This is a genomic window from Paenibacillus sp. XP01 (assembly GCF_057364885.1).
Genome location: NZ_CP139481.1, coordinates 4065987 through 4085051, shown reverse-complemented (window position 1 = coordinate 4085051; position 19065 = coordinate 4065987). Strand labels below are relative to the sequence as shown.

The 19065-nt window shown below is 44.3% G+C and carries 21 protein-coding genes and 1 pseudogene; 12 read left to right on the top strand and 10 right to left on the bottom strand.

The features are described 5' to 3' along the window. Positions 1 to 76: 76 nt before the first annotated feature. On the top strand, positions 77 to 1705 hold the full coding sequence (locus SNR34_RS18380; protein WP_486179879.1) for a GMC family oxidoreductase: 1629 nt from the start codon (positions 77 to 79) through the stop codon (positions 1703 to 1705). Positions 1706 to 1913: 208 nt separating this feature from the next. Here the strand turns inward: SNR34_RS18380 and SNR34_RS18375 are convergent, their stop codons facing one another. Further along, complete coding sequence (locus SNR34_RS18375; RefSeq protein ID WP_486179878.1) at positions 1914 to 2795, bottom strand: LysR family transcriptional regulator; 882 nt, start codon at positions 2793 to 2795, stop codon at positions 1914 to 1916. Positions 2796 to 2925: 130 nt separating this feature from the next. On the opposite strand from SNR34_RS18375, the gene SNR34_RS18370 reads away from it, so the two are divergent. Together SNR34_RS18370 and SNR34_RS18365 are read left to right on the top strand one after the other, a co-directional pair. Next, entirely contained in the window at positions 2926 to 4002 is a 1077-nt protein-coding gene (locus SNR34_RS18370; protein WP_486179877.1) for an NAD(P)H-dependent flavin oxidoreductase, read from the top strand. 252 nt (positions 4003 to 4254) lie between these two features. Next, a complete protein-coding gene (locus SNR34_RS18365; protein ID WP_486179876.1) occupies positions 4255 to 4611 on the top strand; it encodes a hypothetical protein in 357 nt (118 codons plus the stop codon). A gap of 110 nt (positions 4612 to 4721) precedes the next feature. Here SNR34_RS18365 and SNR34_RS18360 read toward each other — a convergent pair whose 3' ends face one another. After that, complete coding sequence (locus SNR34_RS18360; protein WP_236412364.1) at positions 4722 to 4901, bottom strand: H-type small acid-soluble spore protein; 180 nt, start codon at positions 4899 to 4901, stop codon at positions 4722 to 4724. A gap of 11 nt (positions 4902 to 4912) precedes the next feature. Further along, positions 4913 to 5083, bottom strand: a complete 171-nt coding sequence (locus tag SNR34_RS18355; RefSeq protein ID WP_236412365.1) for a hypothetical protein — start codon at positions 5081 to 5083, stop codon at positions 4913 to 4915. Positions 5084 to 5327: 244 nt separating this feature from the next. Between SNR34_RS18355 and SNR34_RS18350 the strand changes: the two genes are divergently transcribed. Continuing rightward, complete coding sequence (locus SNR34_RS18350) at positions 5328 to 6017, top strand: glycosyltransferase (RefSeq protein WP_236412933.1); 690 nt, start codon at positions 5328 to 5330, stop codon at positions 6015 to 6017. A gap of 269 nt (positions 6018 to 6286) precedes the next feature. Next, the gene (locus SNR34_RS18345; protein ID WP_438286779.1) at positions 6287 to 7063 is read left to right on the top strand and encodes a glycosyltransferase; all 777 of its coding nucleotides are present in this window, start codon (positions 6287 to 6289) and stop codon (positions 7061 to 7063) included. Positions 7064 to 7141: 78 nt separating this feature from the next. Here the strand turns inward: SNR34_RS18345 and SNR34_RS18340 are convergent, their stop codons facing one another. Further along, entirely contained in the window at positions 7142 to 7711 is a 570-nt protein-coding gene (locus SNR34_RS18340) for a DUF4062 domain-containing protein (RefSeq protein WP_486179875.1), read from the bottom strand. 388 nt (positions 7712 to 8099) lie between these two features. Here SNR34_RS18340 and SNR34_RS18335 point away from each other — a divergent pair, with 388 nt between their 5' ends. The 4 genes from SNR34_RS18335 (at position 8100) to SNR34_RS18320 (ending at position 12152) form a co-directional block, all read left to right on the top strand. Continuing rightward, a complete protein-coding gene (locus tag SNR34_RS18335; RefSeq protein WP_486179874.1) occupies positions 8100 to 9398 on the top strand; it encodes an NCS2 family permease in 1299 nt (432 codons plus the stop codon). 246 nt (positions 9399 to 9644) lie between these two features. Beyond that, on the top strand, positions 9645 to 10052 hold the full coding sequence (locus SNR34_RS18330; RefSeq protein ID WP_486179873.1) for a carboxymuconolactone decarboxylase family protein: 408 nt from the start codon (positions 9645 to 9647) through the stop codon (positions 10050 to 10052). A gap of 347 nt (positions 10053 to 10399) precedes the next feature. Continuing rightward, positions 10400 to 10981 (top strand): RNA polymerase sigma factor, encoded by a 582-nt coding sequence (locus SNR34_RS18325; protein ID WP_486179872.1) that lies wholly within the window; start codon positions 10400 to 10402, stop codon positions 10979 to 10981. Then, on the top strand, positions 10956 to 12152 hold the full coding sequence (locus SNR34_RS18320; protein ID WP_486179871.1) for a DUF4179 domain-containing protein: 1197 nt from the start codon (positions 10956 to 10958) through the stop codon (positions 12150 to 12152). The genes SNR34_RS18325 and SNR34_RS18320 overlap by 26 nt, the downstream gene beginning before the upstream one ends. Positions 12153 to 12535: 383 nt before the next feature. On the opposite strand, the pseudogene SNR34_RS18315 reads toward SNR34_RS18320, so the two are convergent. After that, positions 12536 to 12601: pseudogene (locus tag SNR34_RS18315) on the bottom strand (hypothetical protein); the annotation flags it as partial. A 253-nt stretch (positions 12602 to 12854) separates the two neighbouring features. On the opposite strand from SNR34_RS18315, the gene SNR34_RS18310 reads away from it, so the two are divergent. Next, the gene (locus SNR34_RS18310) at positions 12855 to 13298 is read left to right on the top strand and encodes an Lrp/AsnC family transcriptional regulator (RefSeq protein ID WP_236412373.1); all 444 of its coding nucleotides are present in this window, start codon (positions 12855 to 12857) and stop codon (positions 13296 to 13298) included. Positions 13299 to 13386: 88 nt separating this feature from the next. On the opposite strand, the gene SNR34_RS18305 is transcribed toward SNR34_RS18310, so the two are convergent. Further along, positions 13387 to 14589, bottom strand: a complete 1203-nt coding sequence (locus SNR34_RS18305; protein WP_486179870.1) for an MFS transporter — start codon at positions 14587 to 14589, stop codon at positions 13387 to 13389. Between the two features lie 343 nt (positions 14590 to 14932). On the opposite strand from SNR34_RS18305, the gene SNR34_RS18300 reads away from it, so the two are divergent. Together SNR34_RS18300 and SNR34_RS18295 are read left to right on the top strand one after the other, a co-directional pair. Continuing rightward, positions 14933 to 15340 (top strand): GNAT family N-acetyltransferase, encoded by a 408-nt coding sequence (locus SNR34_RS18300; RefSeq protein ID WP_486179869.1) that lies wholly within the window; start codon positions 14933 to 14935, stop codon positions 15338 to 15340. A gap of 45 nt (positions 15341 to 15385) precedes the next feature. Further along, positions 15386 to 15895, top strand: a complete 510-nt coding sequence (locus SNR34_RS18295; RefSeq protein WP_486179868.1) for a tunicamycin resistance protein — start codon at positions 15386 to 15388, stop codon at positions 15893 to 15895. A 106-nt stretch (positions 15896 to 16001) separates the two neighbouring features. On the opposite strand, the gene SNR34_RS18290 is transcribed toward SNR34_RS18295, so the two are convergent. The 4 genes from SNR34_RS18290 to SNR34_RS18275 form a co-directional block, all read right to left on the bottom strand. Further along, positions 16002 to 17099, bottom strand: coding sequence for a sensor histidine kinase (locus SNR34_RS18290; protein WP_486179867.1), 1098 nt, complete (start codon positions 17097 to 17099; stop codon positions 16002 to 16004). Next, positions 17092 to 17772 carry a response regulator transcription factor gene (locus SNR34_RS18285; protein ID WP_236412381.1) on the bottom strand — a complete coding sequence of 227 codons (681 nt, stop codon included), beginning with the start codon at positions 17770 to 17772 and terminating at the stop codon, positions 17092 to 17094. The genes SNR34_RS18290 and SNR34_RS18285 overlap by 8 nt, the downstream gene beginning before the upstream one ends. Positions 17773 to 17831: 59 nt before the next feature. Beyond that, positions 17832 to 18386: a class I SAM-dependent methyltransferase gene (locus tag SNR34_RS18280; RefSeq protein ID WP_486179866.1), complete on the bottom strand. Its 555-nt coding sequence runs from the start codon at positions 18384 to 18386 to the stop codon at positions 17832 to 17834. A gap of 70 nt (positions 18387 to 18456) precedes the next feature. Next, a complete protein-coding gene (locus SNR34_RS18275) occupies positions 18457 to 18960 on the bottom strand; it encodes a DedA family protein (protein WP_486179865.1) in 504 nt (167 codons plus the stop codon). Positions 18961 to 19065 lie beyond the last annotated feature (105 nt).

Below are 19065 nucleotides of genomic sequence, written 5' to 3'. Positions count from 1 at the left end.
TTTTTATTCCGCTCAGGAACAAAGGACAGGAAAAGGTAATATTCTGACATTAGCCTATATGCAGAGGAGAGCTTTGATGGATAGGAAATGGACATTCGATTATATTGTCGTAGGAACAGGCCCTGCCGGCGCAGTCATTGCAAAAATACTCAGTGATGATAAACAAACCTCAGTTCTTGTCCTTGAGGCCGGAGAAAACAACGATAAGGATAAACCGATCCGGGATTCTACCTTTGCTCTTGAGCTGGAGGAACAATTTTTCCCGCAATACTTCTGGCAGGGGGAAGGGATTCCGCAAGAGGGGGTGGATGACCGATCATTTGAATGGACCACAGGACGCCTCTTAGGCGGTGGATCTTCGATTAACGGGGAGCAATATGTACGCCCGACACCAGATGTTTTTAGGGAATGGGAGAAGCTGCTTGGACCGCTGTGGTCACCAAGACGGGCTACGCGCCGGTTTAAGAAATTGGAAAAGTATAACGGAGAAACCGATAATCCAAGCGCGCGGGGATACCACGGACGGCTGGATATCAGGCAGGCACCAGTACACCCCACATCGATGGCCGAGAAGCTTACCGCAGCCATTGAACAGGCTACAGGCTTCCCGGAGATCCTGGATTATAATGACCCGAAAACACCCCTTGGTCCGTTTACAAGATGGCAATTGTATCAAGATCCGAGCGGTCGAAGGGAAAGTTCTTCGAAGGCGTTTCTCTCCTTGGATATTATAACCCCTTCCGGTCGCGGTGTAAAAGGCAGGAAACTAAGAGTGTTCTTTAAATCAACGGCGCTGCGCGTGCTTTTTGATCAAAAACGCGCTGCAGGCGTGGAATTTCTGAAAGAAGGGAAACGCGTTCGGGCCTACGCACGAAAAAAAGTGATTATTTCGGGCGGCATCAATAGCGCTCAGCTGCTCATGCTATCCGGAATCGGACCTGCCCCATTGTTGAAAAAAGCAGGTATCCCTGTTATTTTTAACAATCCTAATGTAGGCCAGAGGCTGAGAAACCATACGCTCAACACGGCCGTGTTCACAACGAATCCCAACGATAACGCCCTGCCTGCTAATGATCCGAATGCCCTTTATACAGGGGGAGCCTTTTTGCCCGCCCCGATGGAGCCGAGCGGAAATCGGCGGGCAGTACAGCTGATTGGCATCGGTTCCGACCGCCATTTAACGCTTGCACTCCTGTACTTGCGCCCTAAGAGCCGCGGTTTCATTAAAATCCAGAACAATGATCCGCTTAAAATCGTGCTTGCGGATGAAGGATTTCTTGCCAATCCCGATGACATGGAAGCCGTTAAAAATATTTACAGAATATATGTTAAAAATATCGCTGCCAAGCTCACATCCATCGACCCGGCGTACCGGCTTATTTCGCCAACTACCGATATCATTGACGATGACTCCAAGTTGGAGGATTTTATAAAAGAGAATTTTGACCATAACCATCACCAGCAGGGTTCGCTTCGCATGGCTCCTTTACATAGGGGAGGGGTTGTTGATCGGAGGGGAAACGTGCATGGGGTGAAGGATTTGATCGTTGCAGATGCTTCAATCATTCCATTTACGGTGGACGGCAATGTTTCAGCCCCTGCATTCCTTATCGGGTATACCATTGCTCGCCAGCTGCAGTTACAGGATAAGAAGCCTCAAAAACGTCAGGGAAAAAGACAGCCATTCGAGAACGAGGAAGAATAGGTTCGTAATCCGATCAGAACGAGTCAAAAAGCCCTCGATTTGGATTCAAATGCTCCCCCTTAGAACGGACATGGGATACCCCTTTGGTTATTCCGATGAATTCTAAGGGGGATATTTTATGGCGATTAAAGGACAGAAATAATGCCTGGAAATCGGGTTATATTGCAGCTGTACTTTCTTATGCCTGTGCTTACATACGTAGATACCTTTAGATTAGGCTTATGGAGAGATTATTCCTCACTTCGTCTAAAAAAGCCGATAGTGCTGGTGTAATTAAGGTGTCTTTGCGCTTAACAAACAGAGTCGTTACAGAGGAATACTCAGTCGGCAGCCGGTGACTGATTACCTTTCCTCGCTCCTCATAATCAGCAATGATCGAGTAAGGGAGTAACGTAATGCCCAGCCCCGCATGAACACAAGCAAGAATCGTTTCAAGCGTACCGAATTCCATTAATTTTACCGGCAATAATCCTTCTTCTTGGAAAAGAGAATTAAGCCTGGCACGATATGAACATCCTTTAGGAAACACCAGCATCGTATGATTCTGCAAATCATGGATGGAATCAACCAAAGGGTGTTCGGGGGAAGTTACCAGTACGAGTGTCTCTTCAAAAACGTTCTCTTGACATAAATCAGGATGCTGGATCGGACCAGAAACAAATGCGCCATGCAGTTCATAATGGAGAACGGCATGAAGCAGTTTTTCGGTGGGCCCGGTCATGAGAGAGAAATCGACATAAGGATACTTTAAATGATATTTAGCAAAGACGGCAGGCAGCCGAACGGCTGCCGTCGTTTCCATCGAGCCGATGGACAGAGGGCCCGTAGGAATGGACGCATTCCCGACCGCTGCCCTGGCTTCATCCATCATATTTAATATCTTTTCGGTATACGATACTAAAACTTCTCCGGAAGGAGTAAGGGTAATTCCTTTTTTATGGCGATAAAACAACGTCGTCTGAAGCTCAGCTTCCAATTGCTGAATCTTGTTTGTCACATTGGATTGCGCATAGTTTAACTTTTTGGCGGTCTGGGAAATGCTGCCTTCACGAGCTGCTTGAACAAAAATCTCCAATAAATGAATGTCCATAAGTGAAATCTCTCCCTGAAACTGAAGTATCTGAAAACGAGATATATAAGATCATGTTTTCGAATTATACATGATGGATAAAGTCGGTGTAAACTAATGTGAAGATATTCATAATGAGGAGGGAGCAACGATGGCCATACAACTATATAGCAAATTTTGTGAACTTTTCGATATTCGTTATCCCATTGTACTTGCAGGCATGGCTGGAATTGCGAACATGGTTCCGCTCGTATCCGCAGTTTCTAATGCAGGGGGTCTCGGAACCTTGGGCGCTGCTTACATGACACCCGAAGAAATAAGGGATGCGATACAAGCCATCAGGAAGCTGACTCAAGCTCCTTTTGCTGTTAACATTTTTGCTAACGTTGGACCGGATCATTATCAAAATTTTAATGCCGTTAATGAAAAACTGAATGCGATCCGTGACTCATTAGGAATATTACAACCTGATCAAAATGGAATTCATACACCAGATCGATTTGATGAACAATTTCGCGTGTTGTTAGAGGAAAACGTTCCGATTATTAGTACAACCTTCGGTTTATTATCGGATGATCACATGCAGCAAGCGAAATCATTAGGTATAAAAATCATGAATAAAGTAACAACTGTAGACGAAGCGATCCAGGCTGAACAACGAGGATGCGACGTTATCGTTGCTCAAGGCAGTGAAGCCGGAGGACATCGCGGGACTTTTGATACGTCATCCAGACCATCTGGAGCCAACATCGGAACGATGGCGCTTGTCCCGCAGATTGTTGATCAGGTGAAAGTTCCCGTTCTTGCGGCTGGCGGAATTATGGATGGCAGGGGGCTGGTAGCTTCGCTTGCTTTAGGTGCGCAAGGGGTACAAATGGGGACAAGATTTTTAACCTCAGCGGAGTCGGGTGCACACCCGGTTTATAAACAGGCACTGCTTGAAAGTACGGAGGAAAGCACCGTGATCACCAATGCATTTTCGGGACGGCCGGCAAGGGGAATACGCAATACGTTTATCCGACATTGGGAAACAAGCGATATTAAGCCTCTTCCTTTTCCTACACAAAATACATTAACACGAGAAATCAGAAATGCTTCTGCCCGTCAGAACAACCCGGAATATATGGCGCTTTGGGCGGGACAAGGCACGAGAATGCTTACAGCGGATCAAGCCGCAGGCGATATTGTAAACCAGATCGTGGAAGATGCCAAAAAAATCTTGATCTAACGCATACGTAGACAAGAATCACTAACCCTAAAAGGAGCAGATTATATTGCCTCTTATTCGTTTTGATTTAATTGAAGGCAGAGATCGGGAGAGTATCAAGCGTTTATTGGATGTCTCCCATATAGAATAGAGGAGGCTCGGTATGAAGCTGTGATTATGATAAGATTTCTTCCATGTACTCATTTTACAAAAATAAGCATATTCTGCTATTTTCCTTACTATATAATATAGTAAAATATCATTCGAAAGGAGGTGGCGCTCTTGCCATATGCCGTCAGTTTTATTATAGCCGTACTGCTCACATCGCTATCTTATTTTTTGGGCAGCCGTATATTTACCAGTGGAATTGCAATGTGGCAGGCCGTCGTGATCGGTGCATCCGTAGTTTCACTCGGTGCTATCGCTGAGGCGCTTGGATTACCTATTTGGCTGATTGTTCTTATACCGTTTCCGGTTGGGATGTTGTTGTTATTTCTATTTTTACATCAGCCACTATACATCTGGTTTATTACATATTTGATCATTCTTGCTATATATACATTAATTCACGTCATCGGAAGTTACTTTTTTGAGTTTCATTCTTTGATTCCTGCTTGGAAATTATCTTAAGGTAGAACTTATACGAGTTAACCGGAGCTTAAATGCTCCGGTTTTTTTGCAGGTCAAAAGGGATATGGCTGCATGGTAAAGATGAAGAGTGTTCCAAAACCCGCCTTATTCTACGGATGTTCAACCAGACTGGATAAAGGAACGGTCATTTCCTGCTCCGAGTTGCCGATCGGATAGATCCGAGCGGTATCATCCTCATTGACATGCTGGATGAAAACAGGCGCATCCTGATAAGTTACATGTTTCATAATGCCTGACTCACAAATTTCAATCGCTCTTTGTTTGTTCATGGGAATTCTCCTTATTCTGAAGGCTCATTCGATGGATCAATATGACGATGGGCGGCTCTTTTTATTTCTTGGTCGAGTTTGGATGGTCCTTGAATTTCTGCGGCAGCCTCCATCTGATCGTTCAACTGCTGTTCGATCTGTCCGATTCCGTGCGCTTCCTGTTGTTGTTTGCTCTTGGCCAAAACGTTCCCTCCATGTCATGATAAGATCTTTATTTCCTCTGCATCACTACATTGCTCCAAAGCGTAGGACCTTATGCAATAGTTTTTCGTTCAATCGCCAAGATCGGTTCAAGTGCCCGTTACGTCTTGCTCCGTTTTTCATACTTTATAGAGTCGGCAGTATTGAATAAAGAGATCAAGACCGTAATTCGTTGAGACAGGAATTGGGTTGCGGGATTTAGGGATTTTATGAGGAGGCGGTATGGTGACAAGAAAAGTCGTGATCGAGATTAATTTCAACAACTATGGTTTTGACCCGGAGCGTCTAACGAGGGAATGGCTGGTGCGGAGAATGGGCATTTTTCGCAAGTTTACGCTGAACAGCCTTAAGGCACAGACGAATCAGGATTTCCTGGCCGTCGTGAAGCTCTCGAAGGAATCGGGAGAGTTGATGCAGGAAATTTTGGCAGAGCAGGAACCGTTGCCGGCCAATATCCGTTTCGGTACGCATATCGAGAGCGTTCGCGCCATACTCGCCTTTGCGGAAGGATATGAAGACATTTACATTGCCAGACTGGATTCGGATGACCTTTATCACAGAACGTTTGTTCAGCAGCTTTATAACGTGCAGCCAAAGCCAGAGACGATGGCGCTAATTAATCAGAACGGGTATCTCTGGAACAGCGTCAACAATGAGATGGCACCGACGTTTCATCGTTCACCGCAGTTCTATGTGTATCTGTATAAAACGGAGCAGTACGCCTCAGGATACCGCGTCAAGTTACCGGGGAGAGGCACCCATGGGAATGTCATCGATTTGCCGCATGAGCTGCTGCCTCCACGCAATTATATCAATGTCATTCATTCCAGCAATACTTCGGTAAAAAAGGTTCCGCTTAAAGACCGGCTGAGTGAAGATCAGATCGAACAAGTATTACGGGAATTCATGGGCTGAACAGAGGCGTTCTTAATCGATGAGAAAGCTGATGTCATTGACGTTACCACGAAGAGAGATCGGATATCCGCACTCTCTCTTCTTTTCCCGGTTTTATAGAGGTGGAATCCAGATTCTGCGGTCGTTTGAATCGATGCATCAAAGCAATTTGTCCGTTGCTGTTTTACCGAACATACATATACTAAGCGTAGACTGACCACCGGATTTCCCTTTCATTAAGAGGAGTTGAAAAAATTCGGGGTAACATCCTTGAACATCAAAGGAGGGCTATGTGCGTGTCTAAAGAAAAAAAGCTTGTCGTAGAAATGCTCTTTAATAACTGGGGAGCGACAGCGGATCGACTGACCAAGGGATGGATCGAATACAGAATAGATTTATTCATGAAATATGCACTTCAGAGCTTGCTTCTTCAATCTTCTCAGGATTTTACCTGCTACTTGCTGTATGATCCGAACTCAGAGAAGCTTATACAAGAAACACTAAAAAAGTATCCCCCGTTGCCTTCCAATATCCGTTTCGTCACACCTAAAGATTACCAAGCTCATGTCATCCAAGATATTAGAGAGTTCAGGTATTTGTACCGCGTCTATCTGTCCAGTGACGATATGTATCACAAAGATTTTATCAAAAAGCTGCATGACTATACACCCCGAAAAGACACGGTTGCCCTGATCCCACAATACGGTTACATCTACGATTCGGTACAACATCGACTGGGGAAATTTTTTTTCTGGCTTCCCAGCTACGGTGCAACCCTGATCCGTGTGGACGAATATTTGAGAGGACAAGCGGCCCGTACTTCCTGGCGCGATGCGTTTAAGGTGCCCAGGGAGTTCATTAATATCAAAGAACCCATCTGGATCAATCATATTCATGGACAGAATACAGGAACCACTTTTGACAATGTGTTGACCTGGAAAATAGCCAATGTTCATGATGCTTGTTCGTTGGATCCTTGGGATAACGGTAAGCAGCCTCGAGCTTTTTTCGGTCCTGAAATTACAGAGCCCAATGAGATCGAACGGATACTGAAAAACTTTTTTTAAAGGTGTCTTTCCAATAGTCATTAAAGGAAAAGATAAAGGGAAGACGGAAGAAAGGGGCCAGTTGTGCAAGCCCCTCTTTCATTTCTTTTTCTCCAATGCTGCTTTTAATCTTGCATTCTCCTCCAACAGCTTTTGAACGTCCGGGATATCCTTGCCGGATACCCAGCCATATAAATCGTCTCTTGCTGCATATTTCGGCAATTGATCGCGAAGTACCATTTTAATGTGCCGTAGATCTTCAACATAATAGATCGGGATTTGTTCCATGACGAGTTGTTTGAACTCTTGAAACTGCTGATAATATTCAATGGCTGAGAAGTCGTATGGCTTATGTCTTAATGCTTCATCCGTGACAACAAAGGCAAATCGAGGTTTACCCGCTTCTCCCGCATACTCGTATTCCCACTGCGTATAACTCTTGGTTTCATCATCAGGAAGCGTTAAGCCATAGAATCCGCCGAGAATCAGAATATATACATCGGACTCGTCGATCCATCTCTGCCTGATTTTCATTGGGCTTTCCTTGAAAAATTGCTCTATGCCAGCAGGGATATGACCAGCTTGAAGTACGGCTTCGACAGCGGTATGCCTTTCCTCAATCAGATCGTAGTAAGTAGACGATATGTAAATCTGTAATTTTTTTCTCATAGGTCCCACCCAAATGTAAGAATCGGTATCCTATAGAATCTATCACTCTCACTCTTTATTTGTCAAAATGGACTGGGTACGAGAAAAATCAAAATATCTTCGAGCCTGAAGGCAGTCAAGAGTCTAAAAAAACGAATAAATACGATATGTAATATCGATATCGTTCGTGAATAACTGTGAACAATCGGTTAATTCGTTGACAATGAGTGTTACGTTTATTAAAATACGAAATGGACATCAGGTTGAAACAGATATAAGTATCCTTATTTAAGTTAGAAGCTTGCTGTTAAATCCTAATGACGAATATAGGAGCGGGAATTTAACAATCCTATACGCAGATTAGGATTTTTTTGTTTTTATCTATTGAAGGTTGGAGGCTGGCTTGACCATGGACAATTGGTTCAAACTCAAAGAAAGAGGCACGAGCGTTTCAACAGAAATCATCGCAGGGATCACGACATTTTTCACCATGGTATACATAGTGATCGTAAACCCTGGCATACTGAGCAGCACGGGGATGGAATTTAACGGAGTATTCATTGCAACGGTACTTGCGAGCATTGTGGCGACTCTGATTATGGGGATATGGTCCAACTATCCGATCGTCTTAGCGCCGGGGATGGGTCTCAACGCTTTCTTTGCTTACAGTGTAGTCGCCGGATATGGCGTGTCTTGGCAGGTTGCATTGGGAGCAGTATTTATAGCAGGGCTTTTGTTTATTGTTTTATCGCTTACTTCATTCCGTTACATGCTGCTGGATGCCATTCCTGCGAGCCTTAAGCACGCGATCACAGCAGGGATCGGACTGTTTATTACGACGGTAGGCTTGCAAAATGCCGGAATTATCGCCGATTCGGAATCGAATCTGATTACCCTCGGGAACTTGGCAGAGCCAATGACTTACCTGACGATTATCGGATTGATTATCACGGTTGTGCTGATGGCTTACAATGTCAAGGGTTATCTGTTCATCGGTATGGTGATTACCGCGATCCTTGCCTGGATGATGGGACTATTTCAAATGCCGGAATCAATTGTATCCATGCCCGAAGGCCTTACGGCGACGGCTTTCCAACTGGACCTGGCAGGCGTATTCTCTAACGGCTTGTATACGATCATCTTTACCTTCTTGTTAATCACACTGTTTGATACAACGGGAACGATGCTCGGTGTGGCTGAACAAGCCGGATTGCTTAAGGATGGTAAATTTCCGCGCTCGCGCGGCGCGCTCTTGGCAGATGCCGTTGGGACGACCACCGGCGCTTTACTCGGTACCAGCCCGACATCGGCTTATATCGAGTCAAGCACAGGGGTGGCTGCCGGAGGAAGAACGGGACTGACGGCGGTAACGGTAAGTGTACTGCTTGCGCTTACGTTGTTCTTTACACCAATCGTAAGTGTCATATCCGGCATCCCTGCGATCACTTCTCCGGCATTGATTATTGTCGGGTACTTTATGATCAGCGTTATCAGCAAAATCAATTGGAAGGATCTCGAAGAAGCTTTTCCTGCCTTCCTGATTATCATCCTTACTCCGTTGACACACAGCATTGCGACAGGCATTGGCGTAGGATTCATCTTCTATCCTGTCCTTAAGCTGCTTCGTGGAAAAGGCAAGGATGTTCATCTGATATTTTACATTTTTGCGGTATTGTTCTTTATCCAGCTTGTATTCCTGGATCACTAAGAAATGGTCGAATAAAAAGGAGAACTGCTAGTTTACAGGCGGTTCTCCTTTTTTATTTCAATATGCTGGAAAAACATGATAAAGAACGAACAGTTCTTGAAAAAACCGAATGGTCGTAATACAATGATTTTAATATCCGTTTCTGTACTCATCCGTTTAGGATAGTTGCTGTTATCCACACACGTATTTGGTTTTATGGTTACAGTTGGAATCACCATTTCTAGTTGAACGAAAGGAGGAGAACGGATGACCAGGTTATCTTACTCCAGTATAGGTGAAACTCCTTTTCAACGCTTGTTGGGTCATAATCCAGGTATTCAAACAAATTGGACCAAGCTTGAACAAGCTTTTTATGATGACGGCCGATTAAGCAGCGAATTAAAAGAACAGGTTCGTCGAACCCTTGCCTACGGCAACGGATGCAAGTACTGCCAGGCCAAAGGAAAACCGGATTTGAACCAAGCTGATGTTAAAACCAGTCTGGCTGTAGCTTTTGCTGAATTGTTTCTGAATCATCGCTCAGCCATTAATCAAGGAACATTCGATGTGCTGCGCAACGAGTTCTCCGAACCCGAGATTGCAGAGCTGTGCTCGTTCATTTGTTTTACGACAGCATCCCAAACCTTTGGTTCGCTAATGGATTTACAGCCCTGAAAATACTGCAAAAGAGAGGAGGAAAAAAACACCGACGATGTATACAAGTCATGAAGATATGATAAACGTTATTTTCGTTGCTCAAAAGAATGAACAACTGGAAGAAGCATTGCTGAATAACACGCAATTAACAGCCTTATTGAATGCAAAGCAAGTGTGGATCGAGAAATTTAACAACAATTTCAAAATTGAGAATCTGATTTGGACGTATACTTCAAACCATGTATCTTTACACATTTATTTGAAATAGTCGCTAAAGAGCGGCTTTTTTTTTTTGCACATGTCACATATCGCAAAATGCTGGACGTTATACAAGGTGAAGATGAAACAAAAGGGAGGTGAATGGTTTGAAGCACACAGACACCGGAGCAGAATTGATGGATATTGAACCGTATGTGATCGAGGCCCAAAAAGGGGACAAGGAAGCTTTTGCCGTCATCATTCGTACATTTGAGAGACAAATTTATACGTATTGTTATTATATGTTGAAAAATCGCGAAGAAGCGGAGGATGCGCTGCAAGAAATTTTCATTAAGTTGTACCGCTCTATTCAAAAATACGAACATCAGGTTTCCTTTTCTTCCTGGCTTTACAAAATAGCCTATTACCATTGTATGGATATGTTCAGAAAGAAAAGCAGGCAGAAGAAAACGTTATTCCTGCAAAAAGAAATTCAAGAGTTGGAGCATCAGCACTTGAAGGAGAACATACCCGAGGTCGAACAACTACTTATGAGTTTGAAAGTGGAAGAGAAGCATCTCGTACTATTACGAGCCGTTGAGCAGTACAGCTTTGAAGAAATCGGACAGATCATGGAATGCAAACCGGCGACCCTTCGGAAAAAGTATGAACGCATCAGAAAAAAACTAATTCGCGAAAAGAAATCTAAAGGAGGGACAACGCATGAAGCAATGGTCAGATCCCAGTGAAGAAGAGCAGTCAAATCAGATTAGAAGGATCGTTAAACAAAAAGAAATGCCGCAAGAAAGCTATGTGAATCAAATTTTGGAGAGGCTGGATCATATGAACAGATCGAGTGAAATCAAACGTACTCGAAAGTGGAAGAGAAAGGTAGCGATCAGCGTGACCGCTGCCGCGATGCTTGGAGGCGTGGTGATGGGGAGTGGATTTGTTTCCCCGGTTATGGCGGATGCCTTGAAAAATGTACCGTTGATCGGCAGTGTATTCCAATACAATGAGGACAGCACTTTGCAGAAGGCCAGCACAACAGGACTGACAACGGCGCCGAACTTGAGTGTGACCAAGGACGGGGTGACGCTCAGCATTAAAGAGGTGATGTTCGATGGAAACCGGCTTGCATTTGCCATTGAGCGTCAGGGCGTGGACGACGATACGATGTTCTCCCCTTATCCGCCGGAAGGAGCAAAGGACGAGAATGGAAAATTGATTCCATCGACGCCTTTGGAACAACAGAAAAAAGGGTATATCCATATGCCGGATGTCAGCATTCAAGGAAAGAACAAATTTTTCGGCATGTTCTCGCAAGATGTAGGCAAAACGGAGGACGGACAAGACATCCACAATATAGCCCTGTATGAAATTATGAAGGGATTGGCGGAAATGAACCTCCCCGAAGCGTTTGACATGACAGTAAAACTGAACGTCACCGGGATCAAGGAGCCGTTTGAATTCGTCGTGCCGGTCCAAAACCTGGCGAAAGAATCGGTAGTCCTTCACCCGGACCAAATGAAAAGCAGCGGTGACTTCAGCTATACAGTCAAGCAGGTTGAGTTGACGCCGGTAACGACTCGTCTGGTTCTAGACAGTAAAGGCAAAGTTCCCGCAACTGCCCAGCAAACGGGAGATCTAAGCCCGTCTAAGATGTACTACGACATCGTGGACCAGGATGGTAATCCGGTGCAGCAGAGGCTGATCGAATACCCCCATAGCGCTCCTGATACCGAATATCATGAAGATGAGGCCTATAAGCCATTTGCTAATACACCGACCTCCATTACGATTAAACCGTATACTTTGACCGTGAAAAAGGATTGGAGCTTGGTGACGGACAGCGCAGGAAAAAAGGTTAAAACCTATCATAAAGATCTTGAAATGACCATTCCGGTCATTCAGAAATAAGTCTTCCGCTGTGATGGTGCGAGTGAAAGAGGCGTTCTCATAGAGATACGCCTCTTTCACTTGCATAGCCTGTCAAAGAGCGCTTGAAATGCAACGGTTGCCGGCAACTTCGTTCATGCTCCGTTCATATTGCATTCATTAAGAGGACATTTGGGTTGGTTAGACTTGCAATAGCGGACCGACCGCAAGGCCAATGCAATGATCACAAGAGGAGCTTAAGAGTTTGACGCAACCAGGAACGGCGGCGCCTGCACTTGATTTTAAGCCACTCATATCAGAGTTAACTCCTTATTATAAAGTCGTCGCGATTGAACCTTTTGGTTGGTTACCGAAGCATATCTAAACAAAGCATTTTCCTGCAGCGGTCGTTTCTGCTCGCGGTCGGCCCAACCAGCAGGCCTGCTGTAAACGAGGTTTCCGCCTAATGTAATTTGAACAACGGTACCCACGATCCTTTTTTCCTCGAGAGTACGGTCAATGACCTACCTCATTGACGCTTTTGTACAACCATTCCAGATTTATATTTCTCATGTTTCTCATCCTCTCCCGCTGTAATTTACTTGATTATTTATAGCAAGTATGTTTATTATATAAATAATTTCTACCGCATTACATAAAACAAACAAGTTAAATGAAGTAGTTTCCGATGATTCCAAAGGGATTTAGAACAAATAACTTTTATAATTAAGGTGGTCGATGTTCTTGGACGAGATCGATAATAACATCCTGCTCCATTTGCAAAACCAGGCGAGATTATCAATGACGGATTTAGGAAAGCTGGTGGGACTGTCTCAGCCAGCGGTAACCGAACGTGTAAAACGCATGGAAGAAAAGGGGATTATCGAGGAATACCGAACCGTCATTTCCGCACAAAAAGTGGGTAAGCCATGCACAGCCTATATGCTTGTTCGGACCCGGAATTGCTATCCTTTCCTTGATTTTTGCCGTTCTTCACCAGAAGTCACGGAATGTTACCGGATAAGCGGAGAGCATAATTATTTATTGAAGGTCCTCACGGAAACAACTCAGGAGTTGGAAGAGTTTGAAAACAGGTGCGATCAATACGGAACCTATACGACTCTGATCGTAATGTCTTCACCGATTGCTTATAAAAATCTCATTGGAGAAACGAATTTGCTCGCATAGGATGTAATCCTGTAATCCCCAAAAAAATGAATCCGCCTTTGCAGCGAATTCATTTTTTTGATTATGTTACGCATGCTCGTGGATTCCTTTAGGAAGGAAAGCCATGCTTTTTAGCTAGCCGAGCTGCAAGCAAGGAGGGAAGCAGCAGAATGATCAATGAGCCTGGAAGGAATCCGGCTCCAAGCTGTTCGAGAAGAAGCCCGCCGATAATGCCTCCGCCGCCAATGGCCACATTCCACGCGGTAACCAGCATCGATTGGGCTATATCTGCGCTTTTTCCCGCTGCTTGTGCTATCGCTGTTTGCAGTAAAGTGGCTGCCCCGCCAAATGTAAGCCCCCATGCCGTAACACCAAGAATGATGACTGCAGGTTGATTCATTCCGATTCCCAAGGCTGCGGAAGCCAAAGCAAATCCCGTGATGCTGATTATAACCAGCATTCTTAGAAAACGATCAATCAGCATGCCTATCACCCAAATGCCGACAATCGAGGTAATGCCGAAAATAAGAAGAACCAAATCCACTCGCTGAGCAAACGCCGTTTCGGCAAGATACGGTGCAATATAAGTGTACAAAATATTATGAGCTAATACCCATGCCAACACGACAAACAAAATCGACCGAACACCGGGAATCAGGAAAACCATGTAAAAAGGGAGCTGATCACCGGCAGGCTCGCCAGCATAATCCGGCACCTTCCAGAGCACCCAGCCAATAAGGGCTGCAGCCAGTAATGATACAGCTCCGAAAATGAGACGCCAATCTGTAAAAGTACCGAAAAAAGTGCCAAGCGGAACGCCCAGTGCCAATGCTAACGGGGTTCCAACCATGGCTATGGCCATCGCTCGTCCCTTTAACGAATCAGGCACCATGCGCCGCGCATAACCGGCCGTCATCCCCCATAATACACCTGCCGAAACACCTGCGAAGAAACGCGCGACAAGCGTCAGCACATAAATAGAAGATAACGCGGTGATGGTGTTAAATACAAAAAAGCCGACGATGCACAGCAGCAGAAGCGGCCGGCGCTTCCACCCGCGGGTAGCCGTTGTCAAAGGAATGGCGGCCAGAACAGATCCAACCGCATAGAGAGTAACCAATTGTCCGGCAAGAGCTTCTGTGACCCCGAGATCCTGCGCAATTTGCGGCAGTAATCCAGCAGGCAGCCCTTCCGTAAGAATGCAGATGAACCCCGCCATGGCTAAGGCCAGCAGCCCGACCCACGGAAGACGTTGGGAAGACGGCACATTTGCTCCGTCGCCTTTTCGTATAAGAGCAGTGTTTGAGTTCACGAAAAAAATCTCCTTTATTTATTTTTTGCCGTTTAAAAAACTTTGGCTTTCGTATAAGCATATATAAATAAAACATTTATTTACATGGATGATTAAAGGAGAATGAAGCGAATGAAAAGGAATATACTTTTATTTTTATTGAAATTCCATGAATTTAAAGGCAAAAAGGCAGCATCGTCAGATGCCGCCTAATGACAAATCGTAATCGAAGAGCTTGAGAAACTTTAGCTCCTTTAATAATAGAAAGGCATTGAACATTGCGATTGAAGATTGATATTCGATAAAAGAGTTGTCAGCGAATCAGTATGATTGCTTATTACATGCAGCATAGGAGATGATATGTTTGGAAGAGCGCATTCGATATACGACCGCTCCGCCTGAAGACTTTGGGAAGGTGTTAGCCTTATACGAGCGGTTGGGGTGGAATTCACTAAAACTCACTGTGAATGAGTTGGAACGGATGTTTCATGGAAGCTGGTCTGCCATATATGCATATGACCACGAACGATTAGTCGGTTCAGGGCGCATTATTTCGGACGGCGTTATTACCGACCTGATCTGTGGCGTCGGGGTATTGCCGGAATACCAATCCATGGGGATTGGCAAAGAGATGATGGGCCGGTTGGTTCAACACTGCAAGGAACACGGAATCATTCCTCAGCTCATGTGTGTGGAGAGCTTGGAATCCTATTATGAAGCCATAGGGTTCAGGAAATTTACGAGCGGCATGAAAATGGACGTGGATCGATAACCCACGAGAAACTATTGTGATGCAGGATACTTCATCCGGAAGAACATGCCTAAACCGATGCTGAAGCCGGATTTCCAGGATCATGGCGTATGGCGGGCAATGAACGTTTCGATGCTTCAGGCCCTAAGCCGAGAATTCTCCGGCATCATAATTGTTCCCATGACGATGGTTCACCCCCCATACTTCGATGAAATCATCGGCAGCTTAAGAACCAGAGGGATTGAAGTTCATCATTTTGCACTGCTGGCGAGCAAAGAAACGTTATTAAAACGATTGAGAGGCCTGGGAGACCATCAAAACTCATGGCCTGCCCAACAGGTGGATCGATGTCTGTCCAGTTTATCTCAGAATTTGTTTCCCACGCATATCCACACGGATCACTTGACGCCTGACGACATCGCTCTGCGAATTGCTAATGATTGCGGTGTTGAGCGGCAGGTCATGCGAGCCACGCCGGATTTCAGGCCGCAGTATAAGTCTTCGCATCGTCGATTTATCAACTCGCCCCGATTCCGTATGAAACGAGAAAGGCTTCATTGCAGAGGTTCCTGTTAATATGATTTTGGGGAGATAAGGGAGAGCATGTTTATCATCCAATCACATTACGCAATGATCCATCCTCCGTCGTCATTCTTTGTAGCGGTTTTTCGAAGGGTTATGCTCAGGAGTAATATAGCGGCAGCAACATTGTAAACAAAAAAACATCACCGGTATGATGCAGGGTCAAACTACCTTGATGCAATTCCATAATATTCCTGGCAATGGAAAGACCGAGCCCAGAGCCGGCCTGAATGCCTTCGCTGCTCCTTGAAAAGTCTACTTTATAAAATCGGTCAAACAGCTTGTTCACTTGATCCTCATTAAGCGGTGTCCCTTTATTTTGGATCTCTATCGCGATGTGTGTACTGAATTTTTCCATTCGAAGTTCGATAGCACCGGGTTTGTGTGAGTATTTCAAAGCATTCATCAACAAGTTGTCGATTGCCCTGGCGATTTTTTCGCTGTCCACATAAACATTCGTCGGAGAGGGGGCAATCTCTTTGACGATACGAATCCCATTTTCTTGAGCAAGCGGCTCAAATTCAAACAACATTTGCTCCAAAAGTTGGGATAAATCGATTTCTTTCCGATTCAATTGGGTATCGTCGACAGACGTAAGCCGGGTGTATTCGAACAAATCGTCGAGGAGTTTTCTCAAATGGACGGCTTTGTTGTACGTATTTTGGACAAAACGTGAGTACTCATCTTTGTCTCGGAAAGATTCGGTCTTTAGAAGCTGAATATAGCCGATGATACTTGTAAGAGGAGTGCGCAAGTCGTGGGAGAGACCTGTAATCATTTCCATTTTAGATTGTTCAAGCTCACGTTCCTTCGCAATTTGTGCTTCTAAACGCTCTGCCATTCTATTAATGTTTAAAGCGACATTACCTAGTTCGTCTTGACGGTCAATCGTTACCCGATATCCTAAATTTCCCACGGCGATTTTTTCAAGCCCTTGCTCTAGTTTGATCAAGTCTTTTACAATGTTCCGGGTCAAAAATAGAAAAACACCGATGAAACTAACGATAAACAAGGGGGTAATCAGATAAGGAAAAAATCGAGAGTACCAATCAGATTCCATAGAGTTACCAAGATAAATCGAAGTCAAAAGGAAAACATAGTTAATGCCAAGTGAGATAACGAGGCTTAGGATCATTCGAATGAGAATATTGACTTGAATTCGTTTGTTTTGTTTTAACTTTCGAACATAATTAATCAATTTTATAACCAACCCCCCATACGGTTTTAATGTATTGAGGTTCTCTTGGCGTTTCCTCCAATTTCTCTCTTAAATTACGTATGTGAACCATAACCGTATTGTCAGAATACCCATAGGGCTCTTTCCATACACTTTCGTAGATTTGCTCCGAGCTAAAAACTTGACCAGGCCGGCTCGCTAATAGCAGCAGAATGGCGAACTCCAAAGGGGTCAACGAAATCTCTTTTCCTTTGAGTTTTACGGAATGTTTATTCTTATCGATCGCCAGGTCTTTGATGAGGATTAACGAATTAAATTCTTCTTTGCCCATTAAGGATTGACGACGGAATTGTGCTTTTACGCGTGCAATCAATTCCAAAGGATTAAATGGTTTGACCATGTAATCATCTGCTCCGGTCGTCAAACCGATAATTTTATCGATATCCTCTTCCTTGGCAGACAGCATGATGATTGGAGTATTTGAAATTCCCCTGATTTTCATACATGCCGTGATCCCATCCATCCGTGGCATCATGACATCCAGAATAACAAGTTGGACCGAACTCGATTGGATCATGTCCACGGCTTCTAAGCCATCGGCTGCTTCAATGACGTCATATCCTTCATTGCGCAAGTATACATGGATCACATCTCGAATTTCCGGATCATCGTCTACGACTAAAATGGTATTCATTTTCTTTAGTATCTACCCTTTCTCATATATAATGCTTTGAATTTTCATTGCTGCTTTCTTTATTTACGGCACACATAGACGAAAGCGGAGGGAACATTCAGAGGAACAAACTCAATGTTCTCAATAGTGAATTTTTCGGAAAGATGCTTCTTCATTTGCAGCGAATATTGAAAAGCGATGAACCGTCCTCCAGGTTTTAAAGCTTGGTGAATCTGTTCAATCAAGGCATCCCTTAATGTACGCTCAAAATTGAAAAAAGGCAAACCGCTAAAAATATAGTCTAATTCGTCGATGCCTTCGTTCTTCATGGTATCCAATAAAGTGGCAGCGTTCGGGTGGGAAATGAACTCCGGGTATTCATGTTGTAAATTGCTCCGCATCGTTTGATCCATTTCAAACAATAAAACTTTTGTATGTTCATTTGCATTTTTTTGAATGTATCGGGTAATGGCTCCAGTCCCTGCGCCAAGCTCCGCAACGGCGGTGCTTTCTTGCCAAACGGCCTGATTAACCATTGCGCTGGCCAAAAAGCGAGAGCTTGGAATAATACTCCCCACATTTTTCGGGTTTTTCACAAAGCTTTTTAAAAAAAGCAATTTATCATTAGTTTTCATTATACATACCTCCATTGGGTTTATTATGAACGGCTCCGTTCGTTTCAAATCGCATTTTTCAGGCCTTGGCTCAAAAACTCAAGGAATGCAGCAATGATAAAATTGAATCACCAAAAAAAGTTCCTAAAGCAAAAAAGATGATCGTCCAAAGCAGCGCGCTCAAATACGTGATCAGAGCGAATTCTTTATAACGAACACCACTTAGCCCAATGAGCAAAGGCATGAAGTAACGTACAACCGGGATAAACATGCCGATACACATAGCTAGATTGCCTTTTTTTCGAAGAATGGATTCAGCTTTGAGATAGTGCTTGTTGTGTGAGAGCTTTTTCTTGAATTTGTAGCCGAATACGTGACCAGCAGAATAAGCAAGCGTGATCGCTGTCAGCAAACCGGCCAGAATACTGATATAGGCAGCCCAGTGATCGATAACATCCGAGCGGCTTAGAACGGCACCGGTAAGGATCGTTATTTCATTAGGAATCGGAATTCCAAATGGGCCTAGGGAGAAGGCGAGAAAAAAGAAAAGGTACCCATATTGATGAATGAGATCTAACACTGCGTTTCCAATCATTTTTTTCAGCTCCTCCTGTTGATCGTTTTATCTTAAAGAGAAAAACTAAGGAAAGGATGAGAGTATTTCTAAAGAAAATCTAAAGAAAACCTAAAGAACAAAAAA